A 22,243-nucleotide genomic window follows, 5' to 3' on the forward strand; every position below is an offset into this window, starting at 1 on the left:
GTGTATATCTGCTACGACCGCCACTTCCCTGAAGGCTGGCGAGCACTGGCCCTTAACGGTGCCGAAGTCATCTTCAACCCCTCCGCGACTGTGGCCGGGCTATCCCAATATTTATGGGAGCTTGAACAGCCCGCCTCGGCCGCCGCTAACGGTTGCTTCATCGCTGCCATCAACCGCGTAGGCAGCGAAGCGCCTTGGAATATCGGCGACTTTTACGGCTCCAGCTATATCGTCAACCCACGCGGCAAGATCGAAGCCCAGGCCAGCGAAACGGAAGACGAGCTGCTGGTACACGAGATCGATTTAGACATGGTGCGCGAGGTGCGCAACAACTGGCAGTTCTTCCGTGACCGCCGCCCGGAAACCTATACCCGCTTAACCGACGGCGAATAAGCCCCTCAGTCAATTACCCCAGGAGTGAACCATGAGTTTATTGATCAAGGGCGGCACCGTCGTCACCCACGCCGACACCTACCGCGCTGACGTGCTCTGCGTCGATGGAAAAATCCACGCCATCGGTACCGATTTAGACGTGCCGGAAGGCTGCGAGATCGTCGATGCCAGCCACCAATTGGTGATGCCCGGCGGCATCGACCCCCACACCCATATGCAGATGCCGTTTATGGGTGCAGTGGCCAGCGAAGATTTTTATACCGGCACCGCCGCCGCTATGGCAGGGGGCACCACGACCATTATCGACTTTGTGATCCCAAGCCCCGGCCAGTCGCTGCTGGAAGCGTTTAACACCTGGCAAGGCTGGGCCGAAAAAGCCGCCACCGATTTCGCTTTCCACGTGGCGATTACCTGGTGGGATGAGAGCGTCAAAGAAGAGATGGGGACGCTGGTGCGGGAGCACGGCGTTAACAGCTTCAAGCACTTCATGGCCTACAAGGGCGCGATCATGGCCACCGACGATATCCTGGTGGAGAGTTTCTCGCGGTGTTTAGAGCTTGGGGCGATCCCCACGGTACACGCGGAAAACGGCGAGCTGGTCTACCACATGCAGCAAAAGCTGCTCGCCCAGGGGATGACCGGGCCGGAAGCACACCCGCTTTCCCGACCGCCCCAGGTGGAAGGCGAAGCCGCCAGCCGGGCGATTCGTATTGCCAGCACCCTGGGGGCGCCGGTTTATTTGGTACACGTTTCCACCAAGGACGCGGTGGACGAAATCGCCTACGCCCGCCAGCAGGGCCACCCAGTATTTGGCGAGTGCTTAGCGGGCCATCTGGTAATCGACGACAGCGTTTATCAAAACCCCGACTGGGCAACTGCCGCCGCCCACGTCATGAGTCCGCCCTTCCGCCCTAAGGGCCATCAGGAAGCGCTCTGGCACGGCCTGCAATCTGGTAACCTGCAAACCACCGCCACCGACCACTGTTGCTTCTGCGAAGAGCAGAAAGCCGCCGGGAAAGATGACTTTACCAAGATCCCTAACGGCACCGCGGGTGTAGAAGACCGCCTCGCCGTGCTGTGGGACGAAGGCGTGAATACCGGCAAGCTCTCGCCTCAGGAGTTTGTCGCGGTCACCTCCACCAACACCGCCAAGATCTTCAATCTCTACCCACGTAAAGGGGCGATTCAGGTGGGTTCCGATGCCGACATTGTGGTGTGGGATCCTAACGGCACCCGCACTATCTCCGCCAAAACTCATCACCAGAACGTCGACTTCAATATCTTCGAGGGCAAGACGGTGCGCGGCATTGCTCGTCACACCATCAGCCAAGGTAAGTGGGTATGGCGCGACGGCGAGCTGCACGCCGAGCGCGGTGCGGGCCGCTATTTAGAGCGTCCCGCCTATCCCGGTGTATTCGAGCTGCTGGCCAAACGCGCCGAGCTAAATGCCCCTGTAGCGGTAACGCGCTAATCCCGGCCCTGCCGAAGAACAGAGCAATGGAGAAACGACCGTGACCCATTCACTTGATCACCTGCCCAGCGCAAAAGAGGTCGGCACCTACGACCCAGCGACGTTGGCACATAATTTCAGCGACCTTCACCCACCGCTGACGCCGCGCCAGGCTATCATCGAAAGCCAGCGCTGTCTCTACTGCTATGACGCGCCCTGCGTCGAGGCTTGCCCGTCGGACATTGATATCCCTAGCTTTATTCGCCAAATCAGCGAAAACAACATTAATGGCGCAGCGGAAACCATTCTGGAAGCCAATATCCTTGGCGGCAGCTGCGCCCGCGTATGCCCCACCGAAATCCTCTGCGAACGTAGCTGCGTGCGTAACCACGATGCCGAGTGTCAGCCGGTGCTGATTGGCCTACTCCAGCGACACGCTACTGACCATATGCAGTTTGATAGCCACCCCTTTAAGCGCGCCGCCAGCACTGGCCGCCACATCGCTGTGGTGGGTGCCGGGCCTGCGGGGCTCTCCTGCGCCCATCGACTGGCGATGCTCGGCCACCAAGTGACGGTTTTTGAAGCGGAGCAAAAGCCCGGCGGGCTAAACGAGTACGGCATCGCCCGCTACAAAATGACCGATGACTTTGCCCGCAAGGAAGTTGAGTTTTTACTGGAGGTCGGCGGCATTGACCTTCAGTATGGCCAGCGGCTCGGGTATAACCTCGAGCTTTCCACGCTGCATCAGCAGTATGACAGCGTGTTTCTCGGTTTAGGCCTGGGTGCCAGCCGCGCCCTGGGCCTAACCGGCGAGAATGCACCGGGCCTGATGCCTGCAGTGGATTACATCAAAACCCTGCGTCAAACCGATGACCTGGGCAGCCTCACCGTGGCCAAACGCTGCATTGTGATTGGTGCAGGCAATACTGCGATCGATATGGCAACGCAAATGGCTCGCCTGGGAGCCACCGAGGTGACGCTGGTCTACCGTCGCGGCGTGGAGGCGATGTCCGCCACAGACCACGAGCAGGAGATCGCCAAAGCCAACGGTGTACGCATGGTGACCGGGGCGCAGCCCGATGAAATCTTGCTGGATGACCAGGGCCGCGTCGCGGGCATGCGCTTTGCCAAGACCATTGAGCAAGCGGGCCAATTATCCCCGACGGGCGAAACGATTGAGATTGCCGCCGACGCCATCTTCAAAGCCATAGGCCAACGCTTTGATAACACCAGCCTCGCTGATGCCACCGCCGCCGAGTTAGCCCGGGACGGCGAGCGCATTCATGTCGATGGAATGTTCCGCACCTCGCTACCCAATATTTATGCCGGTGGCGACTGTGTGAAACCCGGCCAGGATCTCACCGTACAAGCCGTGCAGCACGGCAAGCTGGCGGCTCACGCCATCCATCAAGCGCTCGCCGCCCAGCAGGAGGCCGCATGAACACCACGCCTTTCAACACCCTCTCTTTTCCAGGCAAGAAAAACAGCGGCGACAGCGTGGTGAACGGCGTTGATCTGTCGGTGAATTTTGCCGGTATCAAAGCCCCTAACCCCTTCTGGCTCGCCTCTGCCCCGCCCACCGACAAAGCTTACAACGTAGTGCGCGCCTATGAAGCGGGCTGGGGTGGCGTTGTTTGGAAAACCCTCGGCGAAGAACCTCCGGCGGTGAACGTCTCCTCACGTTACTCGGCCCACTACGGCAAAAACCGTGAGGTAATCGGCTTTAACAATATCGAGCTGATTACCGACCGCTCGCTGGAGATCAACCTTCAAGAGATCACCCAGGTGAAGAAGGACTGGCCCGACCGTGCGCTAATCGTCTCCATCATGGTGCCCTGCAATGAAGAGGCCTGGGCCTACATTCTGCCGCTGGTGGAAGCCACCGGCGCAGACGGTATCGAGCTCAACTTAGGTTGCCCTCACGGCATGCCAGAGCGCGGCATGGGTGCGGCAGTAGGCCAAAACCCCGACCTGATCGAGAAAGTCACCTACTGGTGTAAGAAGCACTACTCGAAGCCAGTAATCGTCAAACTCACGCCGAATATCACCGATATTCGCGTAGGCGCCCAGGCGGCGCTGCGAGGTGGGGCCGACGCGGTGTCGCTGATCAACACCATCAACTCGATCACCAGCATTGACCTGGACAACATGGTCGCCAAGCCCACGGTAGGCCACCAAAGCACCCACGGCGGCTACTGCGGCAGCGCCGTGAAGCCTATTGCGATGAATATGGTGGCGGAAATCGCCCGCGACCCGGCCACGCCAACGCTGCCCATTTCGGGCATTGGCGGTATTTCCACCTGGCGGGATGCAGCGGAATTTATCGCCCTGGGCGCAGGTAGCGTACAGGTATGCACCGCCGCCATGCTCAACGGTTTTAGGATTGTAGAGGAGATGAAAGACGGCCTCTCCCGCTGGATGGCGGAAAAAGGCTACGACTCCATTGAGGCGTTTTCCCGCAAGGCGGTGCCACACACCACCGACTGGAAGCATCTGGATATCAACTTCAAGACCATCGCCCATATCAACCAGGATTTGTGCATCGAGTGTGGCCGCTGCTATATCGCCTGCGAAGACACCTCTCACCAGTCGATTGCCAAGCTCACCGAGCAGGACGGCGCACGCCGCTACGAGGTAATCGAAGACGAGTGCGTGGGCTGCAACCTGTGCCAAATCACCTGCCCCGTAGAGAACTGCATCACCATGGTGCCTCAGGAAACCGGCAAACCGTTCCTAGCCTGGGATAACGACCCGCGTAACCCCTTCCGTGTCGCTTCATAACCACCCAGGATGATCACTCTAACGACCGCCTCCTTTATAGGAAGCGGTCGCATTTCCACTTTCAAAACGTACTCGTAGGGAAGCAGCATGCTCTCGGACTAGTTCCAGCATGGCGGTCGCAGCTGCAGAAGGAGAGCCACGCGAGGGAGTAATAATGCCTAATGACCGCGGGACGTGGGGGGCCGTTAAAGGGCGCCAGCCAATGCCCTCCGCGGAAATCTGGCGAAAGCTGAGTGAAGGGAGCGCAGCCACCCCTAAACCTGCGGCCACCATCCGTCCGGCGGTGCCAATTTGGCTGACTTCACACATCAAATCCATTTCAAGGCTCAGCTCTTTTAAGACGCTCTCTATCGCAGCACGCGTGCTCGACAAGCGGCTCACGCCGATAATGGGGTAGCGCAGTAGCGCCTCCCAAGGCACGGTGTCCATCGCTAATAAGGGGTGCCCATCCGGACATACCGCGACAAAGTAGTCTTCTACGAGCGGCTCAAAATGGGTTGCTTCTGCGCGAAGCGGCTGTACCGATAGCCCAATATCGGCCCGGTGGTCACTCACCAAATCGTCCACCTGGGAGGCCAATACGTCGTGAACGCTGATGGCGATATTGGGAAATCGACGCCGATAGTCGGCGAGCACGGTTGGCAAAAATCCCGCCGCTAATGTCGGCAGCGCAGCGAGCGTTATTTTGCCTCTCTGTTTATTGTACAGCTCTCCCAGATCGCCCAGCGCCTCATCCCAATCGCCAATTAGCCGTCTAGCCGTGGGCAGAAAGAATTTTCCTTCCGGAGTGAGCTGTACGCCTCGCGGCGAGCGATTAAACAGCACACCGCCAACACACTCCTCCAATTTTCGAATAGCAATACTCAAGGCTGGCTGCGACATGTGCAGGCGCTCGGACGCTTCAACGAAGCTGCCGAACTCGGCAATCGCCACAAAGGCTTTTAGTTGTCGGATGGAAGGCTGCATAAATAAAGTAAAAGTCTCGTTCGTATAATTATATTAGACAAATACTAGCAGGCTCTCTCATTCTTAATAAGTCAAATGACACGCATCTTCTGGAACCAACAACCCACAATACCCAGAGAGAGCAATTGCTATGTACTCACTAAAAACGCCGCTCTTAACCGCCATTCTCAGCGCTGGCTTAATCGCAGGCACGGCTGCTCAAGCAGAAGAGCAGCTGTTAATTGGCTCAACCTCTACATCGTCTAGCCAATACGGCTATTTCGTCGCCGTTGGGCAAATTATTAATCAGCATGTGGACGGTGTGCGCACCTCGGTCGTAGAAACCGGTGCCACAGTGGACAACTTGCGCCGCATTTTAAGAAACCAGGTCGACATGGGCCTCGTCACCACGAACGTGGGCTATCACGCCTATGCGGGTGAGGGAGAGTTTGAAAGCCGCCCCGTCGATAACCGCCTGCTTTGGGTCTATTCCCAAGCACCACAAAATGTCGTGATGCGCGAAGACTCTGGCGTGACCAGCATGGCGGAATTGGACGGTGCCCGCCTCAATCCTGGCATCACCGGCTCTGCCACAGAAGCAACGACGATTGCCGTCATGGAGACGCTGGGCCTAACCCCTGAGTATGTGCGCGGCTCTACCACGGACGTGGTTGCCGGTGTAAAAGACAATCGCATGGCGGGGTACGTCAAATCTGGCGTAGGTGAAAAGCTGGATGGTTCCTCCATGGATATTGCAACGTTTACGCCGATCCAAGTGCTGTCGCTTAGCGATGAACAGGCTGAAACGCTGAATGAACAGATGCCTGATATTTCCGTGGTCAATATCCCCGAGGGAGCGGCGGATGGCATGCCCGCCTACACGACCTGGAGCTTTGGCTTAGCGATGCACGCAAGCCCCGAACTTGATGAAGAAACGGCTTACCAAATTGTTAAAGCCGTGATGGAAAATCCCGAACCGCAGGTCAGTGCGCTCGCTAATCTCGCCGATGTTGATATCGCCGAACTCACCCTCAGCAGCGGAACAGTGCCTTTTCACCCTGGTGCCGCACGCTATTTTGAAGAGCAGGGATACGATATTCCTGACCGTCTGATGTCATCAGAATAAGGGAAGGAGCTCGGTTCCATGCGCAATAAACTGCTCATGCTGGTCGCCCTGTTTTTGGGCGGCTTCATCTTCTACACCTCAGCGGCTGGGCCTTTTGAAAGCTTGGTTCATCGCAGTCTGTTTCTTGCGCTGGTGATCGGGCTGGGGTTACTCACCTATCCCTTGGGCGCTGGTAAAACATGGCGCCCAGTAGGGGTGGTGATTGATTGTTTATTAGCCCTGGGGGCAATTACCGCCTGCCTGTTTATTACCTTCAACGCCAATAGCATTCTGACCACGCTACCCTGGGCCACCCCCCAGGATATGGCGCTCACGGCCATTTTAGTGGTGTCTATTTTGGAAGTGGCCCGACGGGCTATTGGATGGGTATTCCCGCTACTAGTCACCATCGGTATCGCCTATGCCCTGCTGGGTGACCGACTGTCAGGCCCGCTCAGCCATCGAGGTTTTGATGCTAGTTTCGTGACAGAAACGCTGTTTCTCGGGGATTTAGGCGTATGGGGAATGCTACTCGGCGTAGCTGCCACTACCATTGCCGCGTTTGTACTCTTTGGCAGTCTCTTGCTCCACACAGGTGGCGGCCAGACCTTTATTGATCTTTCAATGCGCATCGGTGGGCGAAGCCAAGGAGGCGCCGCCAAAATCGCGACCGTGGCTTCCAGCCTATTTGCGATGGTGAGCGGAAGCGCGGTGGCTAACGTAGCCACCACGGGCAACTTCACCATTCCTATGATGAAACGGCTCAAATACCCACCGGCCTTTGCTGGCGGCGTTGAAGCGGTTGCATCTACCGGAGGCCAGATCGCGCCGCCGATTCTAGGCGCCGCAGCGTTTATCATGGCTGAGATACTCGGTGTCAGCTATGTCACCATTGCCTTAGCCGCCGTGTTACCCGCGTTCCTTTTCTATGTAGCGGTCTTTTTTACGCTGCACTTGGTCGCTGTGCGCAAAGCCTTACCGCTGGTCCCAGAGAGCGAGCTTCCCGCTTGGCCAGATGTGCTCCAATTTAAGCGGCTGACCCCGATTGTTGCCGCATTGGGTGGCTTGTTTGGTGGCGTTCTCAATGGCTACTCCATCCAATTCGCAGCTTTCTTGGGCATTACTTTGCTGCTTGTCAGTTATCTTTTCTTTGCCTTATTGGACCGAACGCCGCCCCGTCAAATCGTACGTTCGCTACTGACGGGCCTGGAAGATGCTGGCAAGGGCATGGTCATTATTGGGGTGTTGCTCGCCGGGGCGCAGATTCTGGTGGCCATGCTCAACTTAACGGGCATTGGCGTCACGCTGTCGACGCTAGTGGTCAGTGTCGCTGGTGAGCAGGTGTTTCTAGTCGCGCTAATTGTCGCGGTCATCTGCTTGATTATGGGCATGGGCATTCCGACTACCGCGGCCTATGTGCTGGTCGCCGCCGTACTGGCTCCTGCACTGACCCGCATCGGTATCGAACCCTTGGTCGCCCATCTGTTCGTCTTCTATTTTGCGACGATATCGGTCATCACTCCGCCTGTGTGCATCGCGGTATTTGTTGCTGCGGGGATCGCCAAGGCGGGCTGGTTACAAGTCGCGGGGCACGCTATCCGCTTGGGAGCCACCACCTACATTATTCCCTTCTTGATTCTGGCGTACCCCGCGCTTATCGGTTTAGGCGATGCCTGGGACATTACCTTAGCCGCCGCACGTGCCATGGCCTTTGTTTTGGCTTTCGCGGGTATATTGGGGGGCGCTCGCCTTTTCGGCAACCGATGGCTGGATAGTGCGCTGCTGGCAACCACAGGGCTATTGGCGCTGGTGCCGAATATCGCACTTGGGTTAGTCGGCATTGCGGGACTGACGGGGCTCTATCTATGGGCCTGGCAATCCTCTCGACGTGTTGCACTGCAAGGAGCGGAGCTATGAGTCATCAAGGAGTGAACATGACGAATATTGCGATGATTGGCTGTGGCACCATCGGCATTAGTTGGACCGCCTACTTTCTTTCTCGCGGTTTACATGTCACGGCTTTCGACCCGGATGCCACCGCCCGCGCCCAATTTACCCAGCGCGTGGCTGAAGATATGCGTGCCCTTGGTGCCGAGGCCCGCACGCCAGTGGTCGCGCAAACGCTGGCAGAGGCCTTAGAAGGCGTAGAGCTGATCGTCGAAAATGCGCCTGAATCCGTCTCGCTCAAGCAACAGCTCTTAGCAGATATTCAACAGGCAGCGCCTTCACAAGCGTTGGTGGTGAGCAGCACCTCCTCTTTAAAGCACTCTGATATCACTAAGGGTGCACCTGCGCCTGAGCGCATTATTATCGCGCACCCCTTCAATCCGCCCCACCTAGTCCCTCTGGTCGAACTCTACGGGCCAGACACTGAGCTGGTGCAGCGATTGGTCGATTTTTATCGGCGTATCGGTAAGCAGCCGGTGATGCTACGTAAAGAGATGATTGGCCATATTGCGAATCGACTCTCTTCGGCATTGTGGCGGGAAGCGCTCTATCTATTACAGGAAGGCGTGGCCAGCGTGGAAGACATCGACCTGGCAGTAACGGCAGGCCCAGGGTTGCGGTGGGCCATTCAAGGGCCGTTCCTGACTTATCATCTGGGCGGCGGCCAAGGGGGCATTCGCCACTACTTGGAACACCTCGGCCCTAGCCAGGAGTATCGCTGGGCTAGCTTAGGCCAACCGACCATGAACGATGAGCTGTATGCGCAAGTGATCCATGGGGTTGAATCTGCGACGCAAGGCCAATCACTGCCTGACCTTTTTTCTGAACGAGATCGGCAGTTGACGGCTATTCAGCAAGCGCTGGCAATTAACGTAAAACAGGAGGAGACCTTATGAGCCTCTCACCTTGTTTGCTAATGGTAGCCCCTAATGGGGCTCGGCGCGTCTACCACGACCATCCCGCTATTCCTCTCACCCCTGAGGAACTTGCAAGAGACGCACAAGAGTGCCTGGCAGCGGGCGCCTCCGCCATGCATGTGCATGTACGTGAAGCCGACGGGCGTCATTTACTGGATGCTGGTGCCTACCGAGATGCCATTAGCGCCATTAAGGAAACCGTAGGAGATCAATTACTTCTTCAAGTCACCAGCGAAGCAGGAGGGCGGTATTCCCCCTCAGAACAACGAGATGTGATGGAGGCATTGCAGCCAGGCTACGTGTCTATCGCGATGCGTGAATGGTTCGGTGATGCTCATGAGGTTCAAGCCAGTGGCGAGCTGTGCCGTTACCTGGCCAGCCGCGGAACACACATTCAATACATCGTTTATTCGCCTGAAGACCTCATTCACTTCAATCATTTAAGAGAGCAAGGTGCTGTGCCTAATGGTCCGGCTTTCTTACTCTTCGTACTTGGGCGCTACGTTGACCCGCCCATTGCCGACCCAAGCCGTCTACCCGGCTTTTTACAAGCATTAATGGCTGGTGACCATTGGGCAGTCTGTGCGTTTGGGCCAACCGAAGGTGATTGTTTAGCGCTGGCGGCCCAGCAAGGTGGTCATACCCGAGTCGGCTTTGAAAATAATCTATGGCGATCGGATGGCCAACTCGCCACCAACAATGCCGAGCTAGTCGCCGCGACTAAAGCTCGTATCGAAGCGACTGGACGCCGGGTGATGAATGCCTCCGAGGCACGCCGTTTTCTCGCCCTGACTACCGCTGCTAATACGGGGGTGACCTTATGACGGTCGTGGTAGGTTGTGGCGCGGGCTTCTCTGGTGATCGCACCGATGCGGCTAGGCCGCTGGTCGATGCCCTCATGTCTTATGATGCTCCTCGTGCGCTGATGTTTGAAACACTCGGGGAACGCACGCTGGCGGCTGCCCAGTTACGCCGGATCAAAGACCCGGACAGCGGTGATGAGCCGCTGCTGGAAGAGTTTTTATCGCCCGTTCTGAGTGATTGCCTGGCTAACCATATTACGATTTTGGGTAACTTTGGCGCGGCGAATCCAACTGCCGCATGCCGTCGTATTCAGCAGTTGGCTCAGCGCTTAGGCCACTCTCAAGCGTGCTTGGCCACTATTCATGGCGATGATGTTAGAGACCGCCTGCATGCCCTCGACTGGCAGGCTTGGGAGGGCGAAAAGCGGTCTATTTCCGCACTAGAGCAAGTGGTCGCCGCCAATGTCTATCTGGGTGCCGATGCCTTAATCGAGGCCATGGCCCAAGGGGCTCAAGTCGTGATTACAGGGCGAGTGGCCGACCCCTCACTCGCGCTTGCCCCACTCTGTTATTACCACAGCTGGGCAGGCGATGATTGGGACAAACTAGCCGCCGGGGCCTTAGCAGGCCATTTGATTGAGTGTGGCACGCAAGTGACCGGCGGTTACTTTGCTGATCCGGGAGTTAAAGAGGTCCCTGGCATGGCCTCCCTAGGCTATCCCCTGGTGGAGGTTGAGCGTAACGGGCGGCTGGTAGTGACCAAACCACCGGGTACGGGCGGTTTAGTCACCGAGCAAACGGTCAAAGAGCAACTGCTATATGAAATACATAACCCCGCCGCTTATATCACTCCCGATGTCGTCATTGATCTTGAGCACGTCCGGGTCAGGCAGCTTGCTAAAGATCGTGTTGAAGTCACCGGTGTACGCGGCAAGCCAGCGCCTGATCGTTTAAAAACCACTGTGAGCTTTCTAGATGGTTACCAAGGCGAAGCCGAGATTTCCTATGCGGGCCCTAATGCCTTCGCTAGAGCAAACCTGGCCAGAGAAACCCTGCGCCAGCGGCTGGCATTGCGCTGCCCCGCCAATCTGCGTGCACGCTTTGACTTAATTGGCATTTCCAGCGTTTTCGATGGCGACTCACAGCTCACCGCTCAAACTTTGCAGGACGCCGCCAACGATATTCGCCTTCGCCTTGCCGTAGAGCATGCAGACAAAAGCGTGGTTGAGCTGGCAACACAGGAGTTATTGGCGCTCTATTGCTGTGGGCCAGCGGGAGGTGGCGGCGTACGACGCCACCATACACAACGCTTAAAAACAGCCTCGTATTTGGTACCCAGGCAACAAGTGGCCCCCACCGTTACACTGCATGGAGGAGAGGGTAATGAGTGAACTATTGCACCGCTATGCCCATGCCCGGGCCGGCGATAAAGGCGACCGACTCAGCCTAGGGGTATTTGTGTATCAGGAGGATCACTACGCTTGGCTGGTTGAGCAACTTTCAGAGCCAAACGTTGCAGCGCTATTTGAGCATCGGGGTGTGAGTCAGGTCACCCGCTATTTATTGCCTCATCTAAAAGGGGTGAACTTAGTGCTTGATGACGCGCTACAAGGTGGCGTCAATGGCGCTCTAAACTTGGATGGGCATGGTAAAACGCTATCGGCCTTATTGTTATCTATGCAGGTGACTCCTCCTGCTTAAATACGCCAAGCCGCCCTTTGAACGGCTCCCATCAACGTGGGCGGCTTGGCGTCGTTCATAGCGCTACGGGTTCATAAAATGCTGTGCTAGCGTCTCGCTAATAGGCACGTTAAGAGTGATGCCCTTGCCGGGTAACGGCTGCAGAAACCATCTTTCATACAACGCCAATATGTCTCCCCGCTGATAAATCTCGCGCAGCGCCTGGTTGACCTGCTCCACGAGCGCTTGGTCCCCTTGGCGCATCAGTAAGCCCAGCGGCTCTTCAGCGGTAACCGCCTCTTCTGAAAGCGAATAGGCTGAGGGATCTTCCGATTCAGCGATCATCGTGCTGAGCAGGATATCGTCCATGGCAAAGGCGGCGACACGACCTTCCGTGACTAGATCAAAGGCTTCTTGCAGCGTTTCCACCGGCACGACAGAAAGGTTGAGCTGCTGTTCGCGGTTGGCTTGGTTAATTTGTCCTACATTGACGGTTCCCCGGGCCACACTCACGCTCCTCCCGGCGAGGTCCTGCAGAGTGAAAAACTGGTTCTCTTTAAGTGCCACAAAGCGTACAGAGACAAAAAAGTGGCTAAGCGAAAAATCAGCGCTGCGCCTTCGCTCCGCATTATTGGTGCTGGCGTTGCACTCAATATCGATTTCGCCGCTGTTTAACAGCTGAACCCGATTACCGGGGGTGCGGAAAACGTACTCAATATCAAGCTTGGGCAGGTTAAGCTGCTGCTGTAACTGCGCCGCCACCCGCTGGCATAACTCAATGGAGTAGCCCAGCACATTGCCCTCTTCATCTTGGTAAGAAAAGGGAGCGGTATCGCCATAACCCACGCGAAGTGTGCCGGTTTCACTCAGCCGCTGTAGCGTATCGATCTCTGATGCCGCTGCCGAGGAGATCGCCCAAACAGCCATTAACAGCCCCACCCACCACCGCGCGTGCACTCGTTGCATATCTTACCTCCTTAGTCAGCGTAATCATCTGGGCGCTCAAATATGGCGGCCAGCTCTGAGCTTATCGGCAAGCCAATCACTCGGTTTACTGGCGGTATGGGCTGTAAAAACCATTTATCGTACAGCGCCTGAATAGCGCCGCTTTGATAGCGCTCATACAGCGCTTCGTTAACCACCTCAGCAAATACCGCATCCTCCAGTGACATCATCAAGCCATAGGGCTTAGGCTCACTAATCGCCTCTTGAGAGATATGGAAACGCTGAGGCGAGTCCGCCGCAGACACGAGGCTGGCGAGTAAAATATCGTCCATCACGAACGCCGCCGCTTGTTCGTTGGCGACCATAGAGAACGCTTCCTCATGGCTGCGGCTTAACATCACCGCGATATTCAGCCCTTGGGTACGATTGAGCTCATTTAACTGCTCAACGTTAATCGTGCCCGTTGTCGAGACAACGCTGCGGCCAGCCAAGTCCGCGATCGTGTGCATGTCATTTTCTGCCAGTGCGACATAGCGCGTGGCGGTGAGAAAATGAGGATAGGAAAACGCGGCCTGCTGGCGGCGTTCAGAAGTGCTGGTGGTGACGCCACACTCTAAGTCAATCTCACCATTACGCAGCAGAATAAAACGATTCACCGGAGTCACCGGCACAAAGTGAACATCGAGAGGAGGGCCACCGAGCTGCTCACTAATGCTCTCTACCACCGCCATGCATAAATCAATGGAATACCCGACGGGCTTCCCATCTACCAAGTAAGAAAAAGGCACTTCATTGTCGCGATGACCAATCGCAATGGCCTGGTTGTTAGCAATACGTTTAAGCGTTGGGGAGGCATCCGCCGCGATAGGTTCAGCGTTGGCGTGCAAGCTGATTAAAGCAGCCGCTAGCCAGGGCATTGCCTTAGGTATCATGATGTTTCGCTCCCATGGTCATCCCCGGGCTAAACACTGCGTAGCGCCCCCGCCCCATCTCCTTAGCGGTATAAAGCGCCACATCGGCACTGCGTAACAGCGTATGGCTGCTGGTGCCATCTCGGGGAGCTAGCGCGATACCCACGCTCACGCCAATGCGCACCTCGTGGCCATCAATAGCGAAGGGTTCTTGCAGCACCTCTACCAACCGGCGGGCCAGCTGGTTGGCTTCGGACAAGGCATCGCGGTTGGCATGCTGGATGATCGAGAATTCGTCTCCTCCTAACCGTGCGACTAGGTCACTCTCCTCCAGCAACCCTTGTACCCGTTGGCTGGCTTCTACCAGCAACGCATCGCCCGCCGCATGGCCGAGGGTATCGTTCACCGTTTTAAAGCGGTCCAGATCAAAAATCATCACATTAAAGGGAGTGCCATCAGGCACTTGCATGACGGCTTCTTGTAGCGCGTCGTTGAACTGCACCCGGTTCGGTAATTTGGTTAAGGCATCGTGATGCGCTAAATGCTGATAGCGCAGCGCTTGCTCTTTCACTTCCAACAGATGCTCACGCTCTGCTACTTTTTTACGCAGCGCTTCAATGGCCTGTGCCATACAGCCAATCTCATCGCTGCGCTGAGTATAGGGCGTGGCATGCTCGGTTTGATTATGGGCAATATGCGTCAGAGCACGTATTAAGCGAGGAACAGGTTTAAACAGCCGCTTCATCAGCATGCTAACCAGCAAAGCTGTAGCTAACAGCACCAAAACTAACGATGCCACTACTTTCAGTATCAGGTCACGGTGCACCTGATAAAGCTCACTTTTTAAACCAATACTTGAGACAACAATCCCGTGTAAATTGCCTTGGGGCGTCATAATCGGCAGAGAGCTAACGAAGTGCTCCTCTTTACCAATACGCGCAAACCCCACATAAAACTCGTTTGCTGACAGGCTTTTGGGCAATTCAGAGATATCTAGAAAGACGATATCCCCAACGGCGCTGTTAAAGGCATCTGCCACCGGAGTCAACGTGCCGCTAGCACTTTGTGCAAAGAGCCAGACGTTATGTCGGGTCTGGGCGCTAGCCAGTGCCAGCACATCGATAGGGCTGAAACCGGTGCTGAGCACCGAGTCTTCATCGCCAATGGGTCGTGCGGAAACCAGTTGGTTCACCTGGCCAGTGGAATCGGTACGTACAGCAACTGAGGTATAAATACGGCGGATGGTAGCACTCACAATCTGTGCATTGACCTGTGCTTCTCGCCCCCACTGATCCCGGGCGCTGCGCTCGACCATCGTAAAGCCCAGCATAGCCCCAATGAGATAGGCAAAAATAACGCCCAGCAGCATAAAGATGGCGACTTTGCCCACCACCGTGCGATGCCACGGGAGCTTTACCTTTGAAACAGGCGCATTATCAGCACTTACCTCTTGCATGCAGTACGTGTCCTTTAATCTGCATTATGGCCATCCGCACAGATGCTATAAGCGACCAAAATCTTGGAGTAACGGTATCGACCTCTCAGCAATAGCTGTAGGCTCATGATTAATTAACAAACTATCACTAAATGAAACATTCATAAGTACACCATTTAAACGCTACGCCTCTGAATTGAGCGGCTTATTTGGCATGCCTTTTGCTGAAACTTAATGGTTTTAATCTTCAGTGCGAAAAGGAGTACTCCTATGCAAGTGATTAACGCACGCCTGCGCCAACGCCCTGAGCTTTACCGAATCGAGATAAGCAACGGCCTATTCACAGATATCACGGCACAAGATGCGCCACAAACAGCAACCGCTGAACAACTGGATGCCGGCGGAAAGCTCATCTGTGCGCCGTTTATCGAGCCTCATATCCACTTGGATGCCGCCCTAACGGCGGGTGAACCAAGCTGGAACCAAAGCGGCACGCTGTTTGAAGGGATTGAGCGCTGGGGCGAGCGCAAACCGTTGCTTAGCGAGGCCGACATTCGCGAACGCGTGTTAAAAACCTTAAACCTACTCATCGGTAACGGCGTTCAGTTTGTGCGCACCCACGCCGATACCAGCGACCCAAGCCTTGTGGGGCTAAAAACACTCTGCGCCTTGCGTGATGAGCTGAAGGATAAGATCGACATCCAGGTAGTGGCCTTCCCTCAGGATGGCCTGCTCTCTTACCCCGGTGGCGACAAGCTGATGGAAGAGGCGCTGGAGATCGGCGCTGACGTGGTGGGTGGCATTCCCCACTTTGAATACACCCGCGAGCTAGGCGTGGCCTCCATGAAGCGGGTGATTGAGCTGGCGATGAAGTATGACCGCTTGGTGGATGTGCACTGCGATGAGATCGACGATCCCAACTCGCGCTTTATTGAAGTACTGGCCTGCGAGGCTCTGTTCAATGAGTTAGGCAGCCGTGTGACCGCCAGCCACACTACCGCGATGCACTCTTACGACAACGCCTACTGCTCTAAGCTCTTTCTGTTGCTCAAGCGCTCGGGCATCAACTTTATTTCCTGCCCAACGGAGAGTATTCACCTCCAAGGGCGCTTTGATACCTACCCAAAACGGCGAGGTGTCACCCGCGTGAAAGAGCTTAACGAAGCAGGTATCAACGTCTGCTTTGCAGAAGATTCTATCTTCGACCCCTGGTACTCGTTAGGTAACGGCAAGCTGCTACGCACGCTCGATTTTGGCCTGCATATTTGCCAGATGATGGGTTACCAAGATTTTAGCAACGCGCTTTCCCTGATTACCGATAACAGCGCCCGCACTATGAATATCGAATCGCGCTACGGCATAGAAGTGGGCAAACCGGCCAGCTTCAATCTACTAGAGGGCGAAGATGACTACAGCGTGCTGCGCAACCAGGGTGATGTACTACTTTCCGTGCGGCAAGGTGAGATCATCATGCAGCGGGAGCCATCACGTATCGTCACGCCTCCATGGATTGGCTAACCACGCGCTGGCAAGTTAGATTAGCGACTCTACTTGTCCAAGGAGCACACCATGAGCATCGAGACCGTTCGCCAGTTTTTTGCCGAGCACGCGCCAGAGGTGGCCATTGAAGAGCTGGAAACAAGCACGGCGACCGTACAGCTCGCCGCCGAGGCTCACGGTGTCGCCCCTGGGCAGATTGCTAAAACATTGGCGTTTAAAGTGGGTGAGAAACCGCTGCTGATTGTGGCCAGTGGCGATGCACGGATCGATAACCGCAAAATTCGCGATACCTTCGGTGGCAAAGCCAAAATGCTCGATGCTGACACCGTGATGGAACTGACCAGCCATCCGGTGGGCGGAGTATGCCCGTTTGGGCTGGCGACGGATCTCCCCGTCTATTGCGACGAATCCCTACACGCGTTCGATGAAGTGCTGCCCGCTGCGGGCTCACCCAACAGCGCGGTGCGTTTAAGCCCCAATCATTTGGCCGAGCTGGCCGGTGCTCAGTGGGTGGATGTGTGTAAGTTGCCGGAAAGCACCCACTAAGCGACGATGTAGCGACTTACTTCACATCGAGTAAATAGCCATAAAACGCCGTATTGCGCTGCCAGCCCAGCGATTCGTACAAACGCTGGGCGCGCTCATTCTCTACCTGCGTCATCAATATCAAACGCGCAACGCCATGTTCACGGGCAAGCTGGGTGGCGGCTTCCATGAGCGCCCTGCCTGTACCTTTCTCTCGACACTCGGGCAGAACAAAAAGGTCGTTCAGCGTCCAGCGCGCATTCAAGCCGACGGTGGAGACACCGGGGTAGAGCTGCACAAACCCTGTGAGTGCACCTTCTCTGTTTTCACTCACCAAAATGCGGGAATCCGCTTGCCCAAAGCGCTGGAGCAAAAAGTCACGCGCTGCTTGAATATCCCTTGGCTGTTGATAAAACTGCCGATAACCGTCTAGTAGCTCGGTTAAAGCGTCGAGATCATGAATCGTGGCAGGGCGAACATGGGTCATGCGCTATCTCCCTAGTGGGTGCATTAACTCACCGTGGCAATGGAGTGAAGAGGCACTCAGCGGATACGCCGCGTATTTCCTGACGGCTTTCTTATAGTAGTGTATCGTCTTTTGAACGTTTATTAATCAATCTAACAGCAAGGGGACGACGCGTTCCCATTGGGGTTACCGTGGTCCAATCACTCTCTACTCAAACTGAATCCCGAGCACCGATTTACAAAGCTTGGAGTGTCCATGTCTTCACCGCCAGCGGCGTGCTGCTTGGCACGATGGCGCTGCTAGCGCTGGTTGATAACAACCCGGTGGCCTGCCTGCTCTGGCTGGGGGCGGCGATGATGATCGACGGTATCGATGGCACCCTGGCACGTAAATATGAGGTGAAGTCCGTACTGCCCCACTTCGATGGTTCCACGCTGGATATGGTGATTGATTACCTCACCTGGGCCTTTATCCCCGCGCTGTTCATTTACTACTTCATTGAATTGCCGCCCTATTTAGGGCTGATCTCGGTCTTTATCATTTTGCTGTCGTCGATGTTCTGTTTCTGCAACGTCGATATGAAAAGCCAGGATAATTACTTCGTGGGGTTTCCCGCGGCCTGGAACATTGCGGCCGCCTATTTTTACATTCTTGATTTACCGCCACTGCTGACATTTGGCGCGATACTCGTCCTGGCGGTGCTGACCGTGACGAAAATGAAGTTTCTGCATCCGTTTCGCGTACGTCTGTTTATGCCGCTCAATATCGCTGTGACGCTGCTTTGGTGCGTGTGCGCAACCTCGTTAATACTCTCAAACCCTGATCATGCCGCCTGGGCTCTGTGGGGCTTAGGCTTGACCTCATTTTACTTCGCGGGCATGTGCTTTTGGCGCACGGCTCAAGAGTGGTTCGGCGGGCAGATGGCACGCTAAATGACCTCCGACTTTATCGCCCCCGATGGCCACCCGCGCTGCCAGTGGTGTGGCGGAGCAGCGGAGTTTCTGCCCTACCACGACCACGAGTGGGGCTTTCCCGTTGCCGATGACCAGCGGCTATTTGAAAAGCTCTGCTTGGAGAGTTTTCAATCAGGCTTGAGCTGGCGAACGATTTTGAACAAGCGCGAGAATTTCCGCGCGGCTTTCCACCACTTCGATTTCCATAAAGTCGCCGGTTTTGACGAAGAGGATGTGCAGCGCTTACTGCAAGACGCAGGCATTATTCGTCATCGCGGTAAGATCGAAGCCACCATCAATAACGCGCGCTGTGCGCAGGAAATGGTGGTTCAAGAAGGCTCTTTAGCGGCGTTTTTCTGGCGCTATGAACCGGACAGCGCTTCTCTGCCTGCCCCACAAACCCAAACCACATCGCCAGAATCTATCGCGCTAGCAAAAGATCTTAAAAAGCGCGGATGGAAGTTTTTTGGCCCGACAACCGCGTTTGCGTTTATGCAGGCCATGGGGCTGATCAATGATCACTCGTTAAATTGCATTACTCGCGAACGCGTTGAACAGGCGCGCGCAGCGTTTCAGCGGCCTTCTTGAATGAACACCTCGTTGCTCTTACTTCATCGCCAGTGAGGACTCGCGTACCTCGCTGAGCATCTCACTCGCTAACTCGCCTACCGTGCGCACCGCTTTTTCCATCGCAGGCGTTAAGGTAAACGCGTAGTTCAACCGCAAGCACTGGCGAAATTTACCCGAGGCCGAGAACAGCGCCCCCGGCGCCACATGGATGGCGTGCTGCGCTAAGCGCTCGTTAAGGCGCACGCAATCGACATCCGCAGGTAGCTCTACCCAGAGCAAAAAGCCCCCTTGCGGATAGCTAATGCCCGACCCTTTCGGAAAGTAGCGCTGCACCCAACTAATCATCACATCCCGCTGGCGTTGATACTGGCGGGAAACAGCGCGTAGATGACGCTCAAAATGGCCCTTGGCGACAAACTCCGCCACGGCCAATTGCGGCAACGTGGCAGAAGCGCCGGTGGAGACGTACTTCATATGCAGCGCCTTTTCCCGGTAGCAGCCAGGGGCCAGCCAGCCCACGCGCAGGCCCGGCCCTAAGGTTTTCGAGAAACCGCTACACAGCAGCACGCGCCCATCCGTATCAAAGGATTTAATCGTTAGCGGCCTGGGTTGGGTGTATGCCAAATCCCCATAAATATCATCTTCAATAATGGCCACATCAAACCGTTGGGCAAGCTGATAAAGCGCCCGCTTACGCGCTTCCGGCATGGTGTAGCCCAACGGGTTGTTATAGGTGGGCGTGACCTGAATAGCGCGAATAGGCCACTGCTCTAGCGCCAGCTCTAACGCTTCCAGGCTGATGCCGGTTTGCGGGTCGGTGGGAATCTCCAGCGCCTTTAAACCGTTGGCTTTCAGAATCTGCATGGTGCCATAGAAGCTGGGCGAATCCACCGCCACCACATCGCCAGGCTGGGTGAGCGTACGCAGCGCAATGGAGAGTGCCTCCTGGCAGCCGGTGGTAATCAACACATCATCCGGATGCAGCAGGCAGCCAGACGCCACCGCCAAGCGCGCCACCTGTTGGCGCAGTTCAGGGCTGCCGCTGAGTTTGTCGTAATTAAAGCCGTGAAGATCGTTACTACGGTGCAGCCCGGCGAGGATTTTCGACAATGGCTTTAACGACGCCACCTCAAGATTGGGCACACCGCGCCCAAGCAGCAGCCGTTTGTCGTCTCGCTGGGTAGCTACCAGCTCTAGCACTTGGTCCCACTGGGAGACATCCAGCGGGCACTGAGCAGGCCGCGAGACAGAAGGCAGCACAGAGGGAATACGGCAAGGCAGCACGAAGTAACCCGACTTTGGCCGCGACTCAATCAGCGCGGCGTCCATCAATTGGCGATACGCTTCTTGCGCCGTTGAGATACTGACGTTCAGCTCTTGGCAGACCGTGCGAATGGAAGGTAGCCGGTCGCCCACGCGATAAATCCCATGCTCGATCCGCTCCCGCAACGTTGCCGCCACCTCTTCATAACGCGTCATCACGCCCACCCCGCTCGGTTCATCTGCCATACAGAAGGCCTACCGCTTCGCCATACAGAGGTATAACACGCCCCGTCTGTATCGTAAAAATAAAAAAACCTATATCTGTATTGCCACCAGCAGGCTGCGTAACCTAAACAGGCACCCCACCGTTCGGAGAGCCGCCATGCCACGCTTCAGCCTCACTCAGCTTCGTTACCAGCTAAGCCACTACCAGCAGCGCCGCCGCAGCCGTCGGCAACTGCTCACGCTAGATGACCACTTACTGAAAGATATTGGCCTCACCCGTGAACAGGCCTACCAGGAGGGAAAACAAACGTTTTGGAAACCAAAGCACCAAGATAAGAGAGCATTAACAACGCAGCGCCGCGATTAAATGCTTAGGACACTAGTGCCTACTAAGCCGTCAGCCCAATGCCTCTTAAAATCACTGAAGTCACCGACTGCACGGCTTTTTCAAACTGTAAGTCGTCCAGCGGTTTGTCGTCGTTGAGCAGGTAGATTTGGTAGTCGAAGTCGGCGTAGTGCTGGGTGGAGGCCCAGATCATATAGAGCAGGTAGGAAGGTTCGACGGGGTTGATTTGGCCGGAATCGACCCATTCGCGGATTTTCGACTCTTTCAGTTTGGCCCATTCATAGAGGTTATCGCGCAGGCGCTCTTTGAGCATCGGGGCACCCTGCATCACTTCAGCGGCCCACACTTTGGAGCCGTGGGCGCGGTTGCGGGAGTGGTTCATCTTGGCGCGTATGTAGGCGGAGAGCACCACTCGGGGGTCGTCGTATAGCTCAAAGCAGAGCGCGTCCTGCTTCCATAGCTCTAATAGCGCCAGCAATACCTCTTGATAGAGTACTTTCTTAGTGGCGAAATAGTAGTGCACGTTGGACTTTGGCAGGTCGGCTAACTGGGCAATGTCGCCCATAGAGGCACCGGCGTAGCCTTTTTCGGCAAACAGCTGCTCCGCCGCCTGAAGGATCTTTTTGACGTTCGTTTGCCGAATTTCGTCCTGTGTTCTCGCCACGCTGGTATCCCTTTGCAACCCTGACCGCTAATAATACGCACCAAAAAATACACCACCGCCCAACAATGATGCAGGCGGTGGTGCAGTGAAGATGGCGCAGTTAGCGCATCGCGTCAACGCTGGTTAGTAGGAAACGAGAACTCCGCCCGGGTGGCTTCGCTGACGGAAGGCCAGCGCTGGGAGACCGCTTTGCGACGGGTATAAAAACGCACCGCGTCTGGTCCGTAGGCGTGAAGGTCGCCAAACAGCGAGCGCTTCCAGCCGCCAAAGCTGTGGTAGGCCACCGGCACGGGCAGCGGTACGTTCACCCCCACCATGCCAACCTCGATACCGTCGGTGAACCGGCGGGCGGCTTCGCCATCGCGGGTAAACAGGCAGGTGCCATTGCCGTATTCGTGGTCGTTGATCAGGTGCATCGC

General features: G+C 56.0%; 23 protein-coding genes. 15 read left to right on the forward strand and 8 right to left on the reverse strand.

Annotation, left to right across the window (positions count from 1 at the left end):
* The 4 genes from BIS10_RS09320 to preA all read left to right on the forward strand — a co-directional run.
* The coding region (locus BIS10_RS09320; protein WP_301282007.1) for a nitrilase-related carbon-nitrogen hydrolase at window positions 1–393 on the forward strand (393 nt) is incomplete at its 5' end.
* Window positions 394–424: 31 nt separating this feature from the next.
* Window positions 425–1,864: a dihydropyrimidinase gene (gene hydA, locus BIS10_RS09325; protein ID WP_253504652.1), complete on the forward strand. Its 1,440-nt coding sequence runs from the start codon at window positions 425–427 to the stop codon at window positions 1,862–1,864.
* A gap of 40 nt (window positions 1,865–1,904) precedes the next feature.
* On the forward strand, window positions 1,905–3,284 hold the full coding sequence (locus BIS10_RS09330) for an NAD(P)-dependent oxidoreductase (RefSeq protein WP_253504655.1): 1,380 nt from the start codon (window positions 1,905–1,907) through the stop codon (window positions 3,282–3,284).
* The gene (gene preA / locus BIS10_RS09335; RefSeq protein ID WP_253504658.1) at window positions 3,281–4,624 is read left to right on the forward strand and encodes an NAD-dependent dihydropyrimidine dehydrogenase subunit PreA; all 1,344 of its coding nucleotides are present in this window, start codon (window positions 3,281–3,283) and stop codon (window positions 4,622–4,624) included. The genes BIS10_RS09330 and preA overlap by 4 nt, the downstream gene beginning before the upstream one ends.
* An 18-nt stretch (window positions 4,625–4,642) precedes the next feature.
* On the opposite strand, the gene BIS10_RS09340 is transcribed toward preA, so the two are convergent.
* Window positions 4,643–5,590, reverse strand: a complete 948-nt coding sequence (locus BIS10_RS09340; protein WP_253504660.1) for a LysR family transcriptional regulator — start codon at window positions 5,588–5,590, stop codon at window positions 4,643–4,645.
* A gap of 130 nt (window positions 5,591–5,720) precedes the next feature.
* On the opposite strand from BIS10_RS09340, the gene BIS10_RS09345 reads away from it, so the two are divergent.
* The 6 genes from BIS10_RS09345 to BIS10_RS09370 are packed head-to-tail and all read left to right on the forward strand — an operon-like array spanning window position 5,721 to window position 12,042.
* Window positions 5,721–6,695, forward strand: a complete 975-nt coding sequence (locus BIS10_RS09345) for a TAXI family TRAP transporter solute-binding subunit (RefSeq protein ID WP_253504663.1) — start codon at window positions 5,721–5,723, stop codon at window positions 6,693–6,695.
* Between the two features lie 18 nt (window positions 6,696–6,713).
* Entirely contained in the window at window positions 6,714–8,591 is a 1,878-nt protein-coding gene (locus BIS10_RS09350) for a TRAP transporter fused permease subunit (RefSeq protein WP_253504666.1), read from the forward strand.
* Entirely contained in the window at window positions 8,588–9,517 is a 930-nt protein-coding gene (locus BIS10_RS09355; protein ID WP_253504670.1) for a 3-hydroxyacyl-CoA dehydrogenase NAD-binding domain-containing protein, read from the forward strand. The genes BIS10_RS09350 and BIS10_RS09355 overlap by 4 nt, the downstream gene beginning before the upstream one ends.
* The gene (locus BIS10_RS09360; protein ID WP_253504672.1) at window positions 9,514–10,362 is read left to right on the forward strand and encodes a 3-keto-5-aminohexanoate cleavage protein; all 849 of its coding nucleotides are present in this window, start codon (window positions 9,514–9,516) and stop codon (window positions 10,360–10,362) included. Before BIS10_RS09355 ends, BIS10_RS09360 begins: the two co-directional genes overlap by 4 nt.
* A complete protein-coding gene (locus BIS10_RS09365; RefSeq protein ID WP_253504674.1) occupies window positions 10,359–11,732 on the forward strand; it encodes an acyclic terpene utilization AtuA family protein in 1,374 nt (457 codons plus the stop codon). The genes BIS10_RS09360 and BIS10_RS09365 overlap by 4 nt, the downstream gene beginning before the upstream one ends.
* The gene (locus BIS10_RS09370) at window positions 11,725–12,042 is read left to right on the forward strand and encodes a hypothetical protein (RefSeq protein ID WP_192859208.1); all 318 of its coding nucleotides are present in this window, start codon (window positions 11,725–11,727) and stop codon (window positions 12,040–12,042) included. Before BIS10_RS09365 ends, BIS10_RS09370 begins: the two co-directional genes overlap by 8 nt.
* Before the next feature lie 63 nt (window positions 12,043–12,105).
* Here the strand turns inward: BIS10_RS09370 and BIS10_RS09375 are convergent, their stop codons facing one another.
* From BIS10_RS09375 to BIS10_RS09385, 3 genes are read right to left on the reverse strand one after another with little or no spacing between them, the layout of a single operon-like run.
* Window positions 12,106–12,987 carry an amino acid ABC transporter substrate-binding protein gene (locus BIS10_RS09375; protein WP_253504676.1) on the reverse strand — a complete coding sequence of 294 codons (882 nt, stop codon included), beginning with the start codon at window positions 12,985–12,987 and terminating at the stop codon, window positions 12,106–12,108.
* Between the two features lie 11 nt (window positions 12,988–12,998).
* Window positions 12,999–13,898, reverse strand: a complete 900-nt coding sequence (locus tag BIS10_RS09380) for an amino acid ABC transporter substrate-binding protein (RefSeq protein ID WP_253504678.1) — start codon at window positions 13,896–13,898, stop codon at window positions 12,999–13,001.
* Entirely contained in the window at window positions 13,888–15,333 is a 1,446-nt protein-coding gene (locus BIS10_RS09385) for a GGDEF domain-containing protein (RefSeq protein WP_253504680.1), read from the reverse strand. The genes BIS10_RS09380 and BIS10_RS09385 overlap by 11 nt, the downstream gene beginning before the upstream one ends.
* Before the next feature lie 249 nt (window positions 15,334–15,582).
* On the opposite strand from BIS10_RS09385, the gene codA reads away from it, so the two are divergent.
* Window positions 15,583–16,830, forward strand: a complete 1,248-nt coding sequence (codA, locus tag BIS10_RS09390) for a cytosine deaminase (protein WP_253504682.1) — start codon at window positions 15,583–15,585, stop codon at window positions 16,828–16,830.
* A gap of 51 nt (window positions 16,831–16,881) precedes the next feature.
* Window positions 16,882–17,358 (forward strand): YbaK/EbsC family protein, encoded by a 477-nt coding sequence (locus BIS10_RS09395; protein WP_083025024.1) that lies wholly within the window; start codon window positions 16,882–16,884, stop codon window positions 17,356–17,358.
* A gap of 16 nt (window positions 17,359–17,374) precedes the next feature.
* Here BIS10_RS09395 and BIS10_RS09400 read toward each other — a convergent pair whose 3' ends face one another.
* A complete protein-coding gene (locus tag BIS10_RS09400; RefSeq protein WP_253504685.1) occupies window positions 17,375–17,824 on the reverse strand; it encodes a GNAT family N-acetyltransferase in 450 nt (149 codons plus the stop codon).
* A gap of 170 nt (window positions 17,825–17,994) precedes the next feature.
* On the opposite strand from BIS10_RS09400, the gene pcsA reads away from it, so the two are divergent.
* Complete coding sequence (gene pcsA / locus BIS10_RS09405) at window positions 17,995–18,735, forward strand: phosphatidylcholine synthase (protein WP_279384694.1); 741 nt, start codon at window positions 17,995–17,997, stop codon at window positions 18,733–18,735.
* Complete coding sequence (locus BIS10_RS09410) at window positions 18,736–19,344, forward strand: DNA-3-methyladenine glycosylase I (RefSeq protein ID WP_253504687.1); 609 nt, start codon at window positions 18,736–18,738, stop codon at window positions 19,342–19,344.
* A gap of 18 nt (window positions 19,345–19,362) precedes the next feature.
* On the opposite strand, the gene BIS10_RS09415 is transcribed toward BIS10_RS09410, so the two are convergent.
* Complete coding sequence (locus BIS10_RS09415; protein WP_253504693.1) at window positions 19,363–20,805, reverse strand: PLP-dependent aminotransferase family protein; 1,443 nt, start codon at window positions 20,803–20,805, stop codon at window positions 19,363–19,365.
* A gap of 166 nt (window positions 20,806–20,971) precedes the next feature.
* Here BIS10_RS09415 and BIS10_RS09420 point away from each other — a divergent pair, with 166 nt between their 5' ends.
* Window positions 20,972–21,181, forward strand: coding sequence for a DUF1127 domain-containing protein (locus BIS10_RS09420; protein WP_083025026.1), 210 nt, complete (start codon window positions 20,972–20,974; stop codon window positions 21,179–21,181).
* Between the two features lie 22 nt (window positions 21,182–21,203).
* On the opposite strand, the gene BIS10_RS09425 is transcribed toward BIS10_RS09420, so the two are convergent.
* Window positions 21,204–21,824, reverse strand: coding sequence for a TetR/AcrR family transcriptional regulator (locus BIS10_RS09425; RefSeq protein WP_083025027.1), 621 nt, complete (start codon window positions 21,822–21,824; stop codon window positions 21,204–21,206).
* Between the two features lie 113 nt (window positions 21,825–21,937).
* The coding region (locus BIS10_RS09430; protein WP_253504690.1) for an aldehyde dehydrogenase family protein at window positions 21,938–22,243 on the reverse strand (306 nt) is incomplete at its 5' end.

This window comes from Halomonas sp. 707B3 (assembly GCF_024158645.1).
In the GTDB taxonomy this organism is placed as follows: domain Bacteria; phylum Pseudomonadota; class Gammaproteobacteria; order Pseudomonadales; family Halomonadaceae; genus Vreelandella; species Vreelandella lionensis.

Excerpts from the sequence above, each read along its gene's own strand:
- hydA (WP_253504652.1), top strand. The coding sequence starts at position 425 with ATGAGTTTATTGATCAAGGGCGGCACCGTCGTCACCCACGCCGACACC.
- preA (WP_253504658.1), top strand. The coding sequence starts at position 3,281 with ATGAACACCACGCCTTTCAACACCCTCTCTTTTCCAGGCAAGAAAAAC.
- BIS10_RS09340 (WP_253504660.1), bottom strand. The coding sequence starts at position 5,590 with ATGCAGCCTTCCATCCGACAACTAAAAGCCTTTGTGGCGATTGCCGAG.
- BIS10_RS09345 (WP_253504663.1), top strand. The coding sequence starts at position 5,721 with ATGTACTCACTAAAAACGCCGCTCTTAACCGCCATTCTCAGCGCTGGC.
- BIS10_RS09350 (WP_253504666.1), top strand. The coding sequence starts at position 6,714 with ATGCGCAATAAACTGCTCATGCTGGTCGCCCTGTTTTTGGGCGGCTTC.
- BIS10_RS09355 (WP_253504670.1), top strand. The coding sequence starts at position 8,588 with ATGAGTCATCAAGGAGTGAACATGACGAATATTGCGATGATTGGCTGT.
- BIS10_RS09360 (WP_253504672.1), top strand. The coding sequence starts at position 9,514 with ATGAGCCTCTCACCTTGTTTGCTAATGGTAGCCCCTAATGGGGCTCGG.
- BIS10_RS09365 (WP_253504674.1), top strand. The coding sequence starts at position 10,359 with ATGACGGTCGTGGTAGGTTGTGGCGCGGGCTTCTCTGGTGATCGCACC.
- BIS10_RS09370 (WP_192859208.1), top strand. The coding sequence starts at position 11,725 with ATGAGTGAACTATTGCACCGCTATGCCCATGCCCGGGCCGGCGATAAA.
- BIS10_RS09375 (WP_253504676.1), bottom strand. The coding sequence starts at position 12,987 with ATGCAACGAGTGCACGCGCGGTGGTGGGTGGGGCTGTTAATGGCTGTT.
- BIS10_RS09380 (WP_253504678.1), bottom strand. The coding sequence starts at position 13,898 with ATGATACCTAAGGCAATGCCCTGGCTAGCGGCTGCTTTAATCAGCTTG.
- BIS10_RS09385 (WP_253504680.1), bottom strand. The coding sequence starts at position 15,333 with ATGCAAGAGGTAAGTGCTGATAATGCGCCTGTTTCAAAGGTAAAGCTC.
- codA (WP_253504682.1), top strand. The coding sequence starts at position 15,583 with ATGCAAGTGATTAACGCACGCCTGCGCCAACGCCCTGAGCTTTACCGA.
- BIS10_RS09395 (WP_083025024.1), top strand. The coding sequence starts at position 16,882 with ATGAGCATCGAGACCGTTCGCCAGTTTTTTGCCGAGCACGCGCCAGAG.
- BIS10_RS09400 (WP_253504685.1), bottom strand. The coding sequence starts at position 17,824 with ATGACCCATGTTCGCCCTGCCACGATTCATGATCTCGACGCTTTAACC.
- BIS10_RS09410 (WP_253504687.1), top strand. The coding sequence starts at position 18,736 with ATGACCTCCGACTTTATCGCCCCCGATGGCCACCCGCGCTGCCAGTGG.
- BIS10_RS09415 (WP_253504693.1), bottom strand. The coding sequence starts at position 20,805 with ATGACGCGTTATGAAGAGGTGGCGGCAACGTTGCGGGAGCGGATCGAG.
- BIS10_RS09420 (WP_083025026.1), top strand. The coding sequence starts at position 20,972 with ATGCCACGCTTCAGCCTCACTCAGCTTCGTTACCAGCTAAGCCACTAC.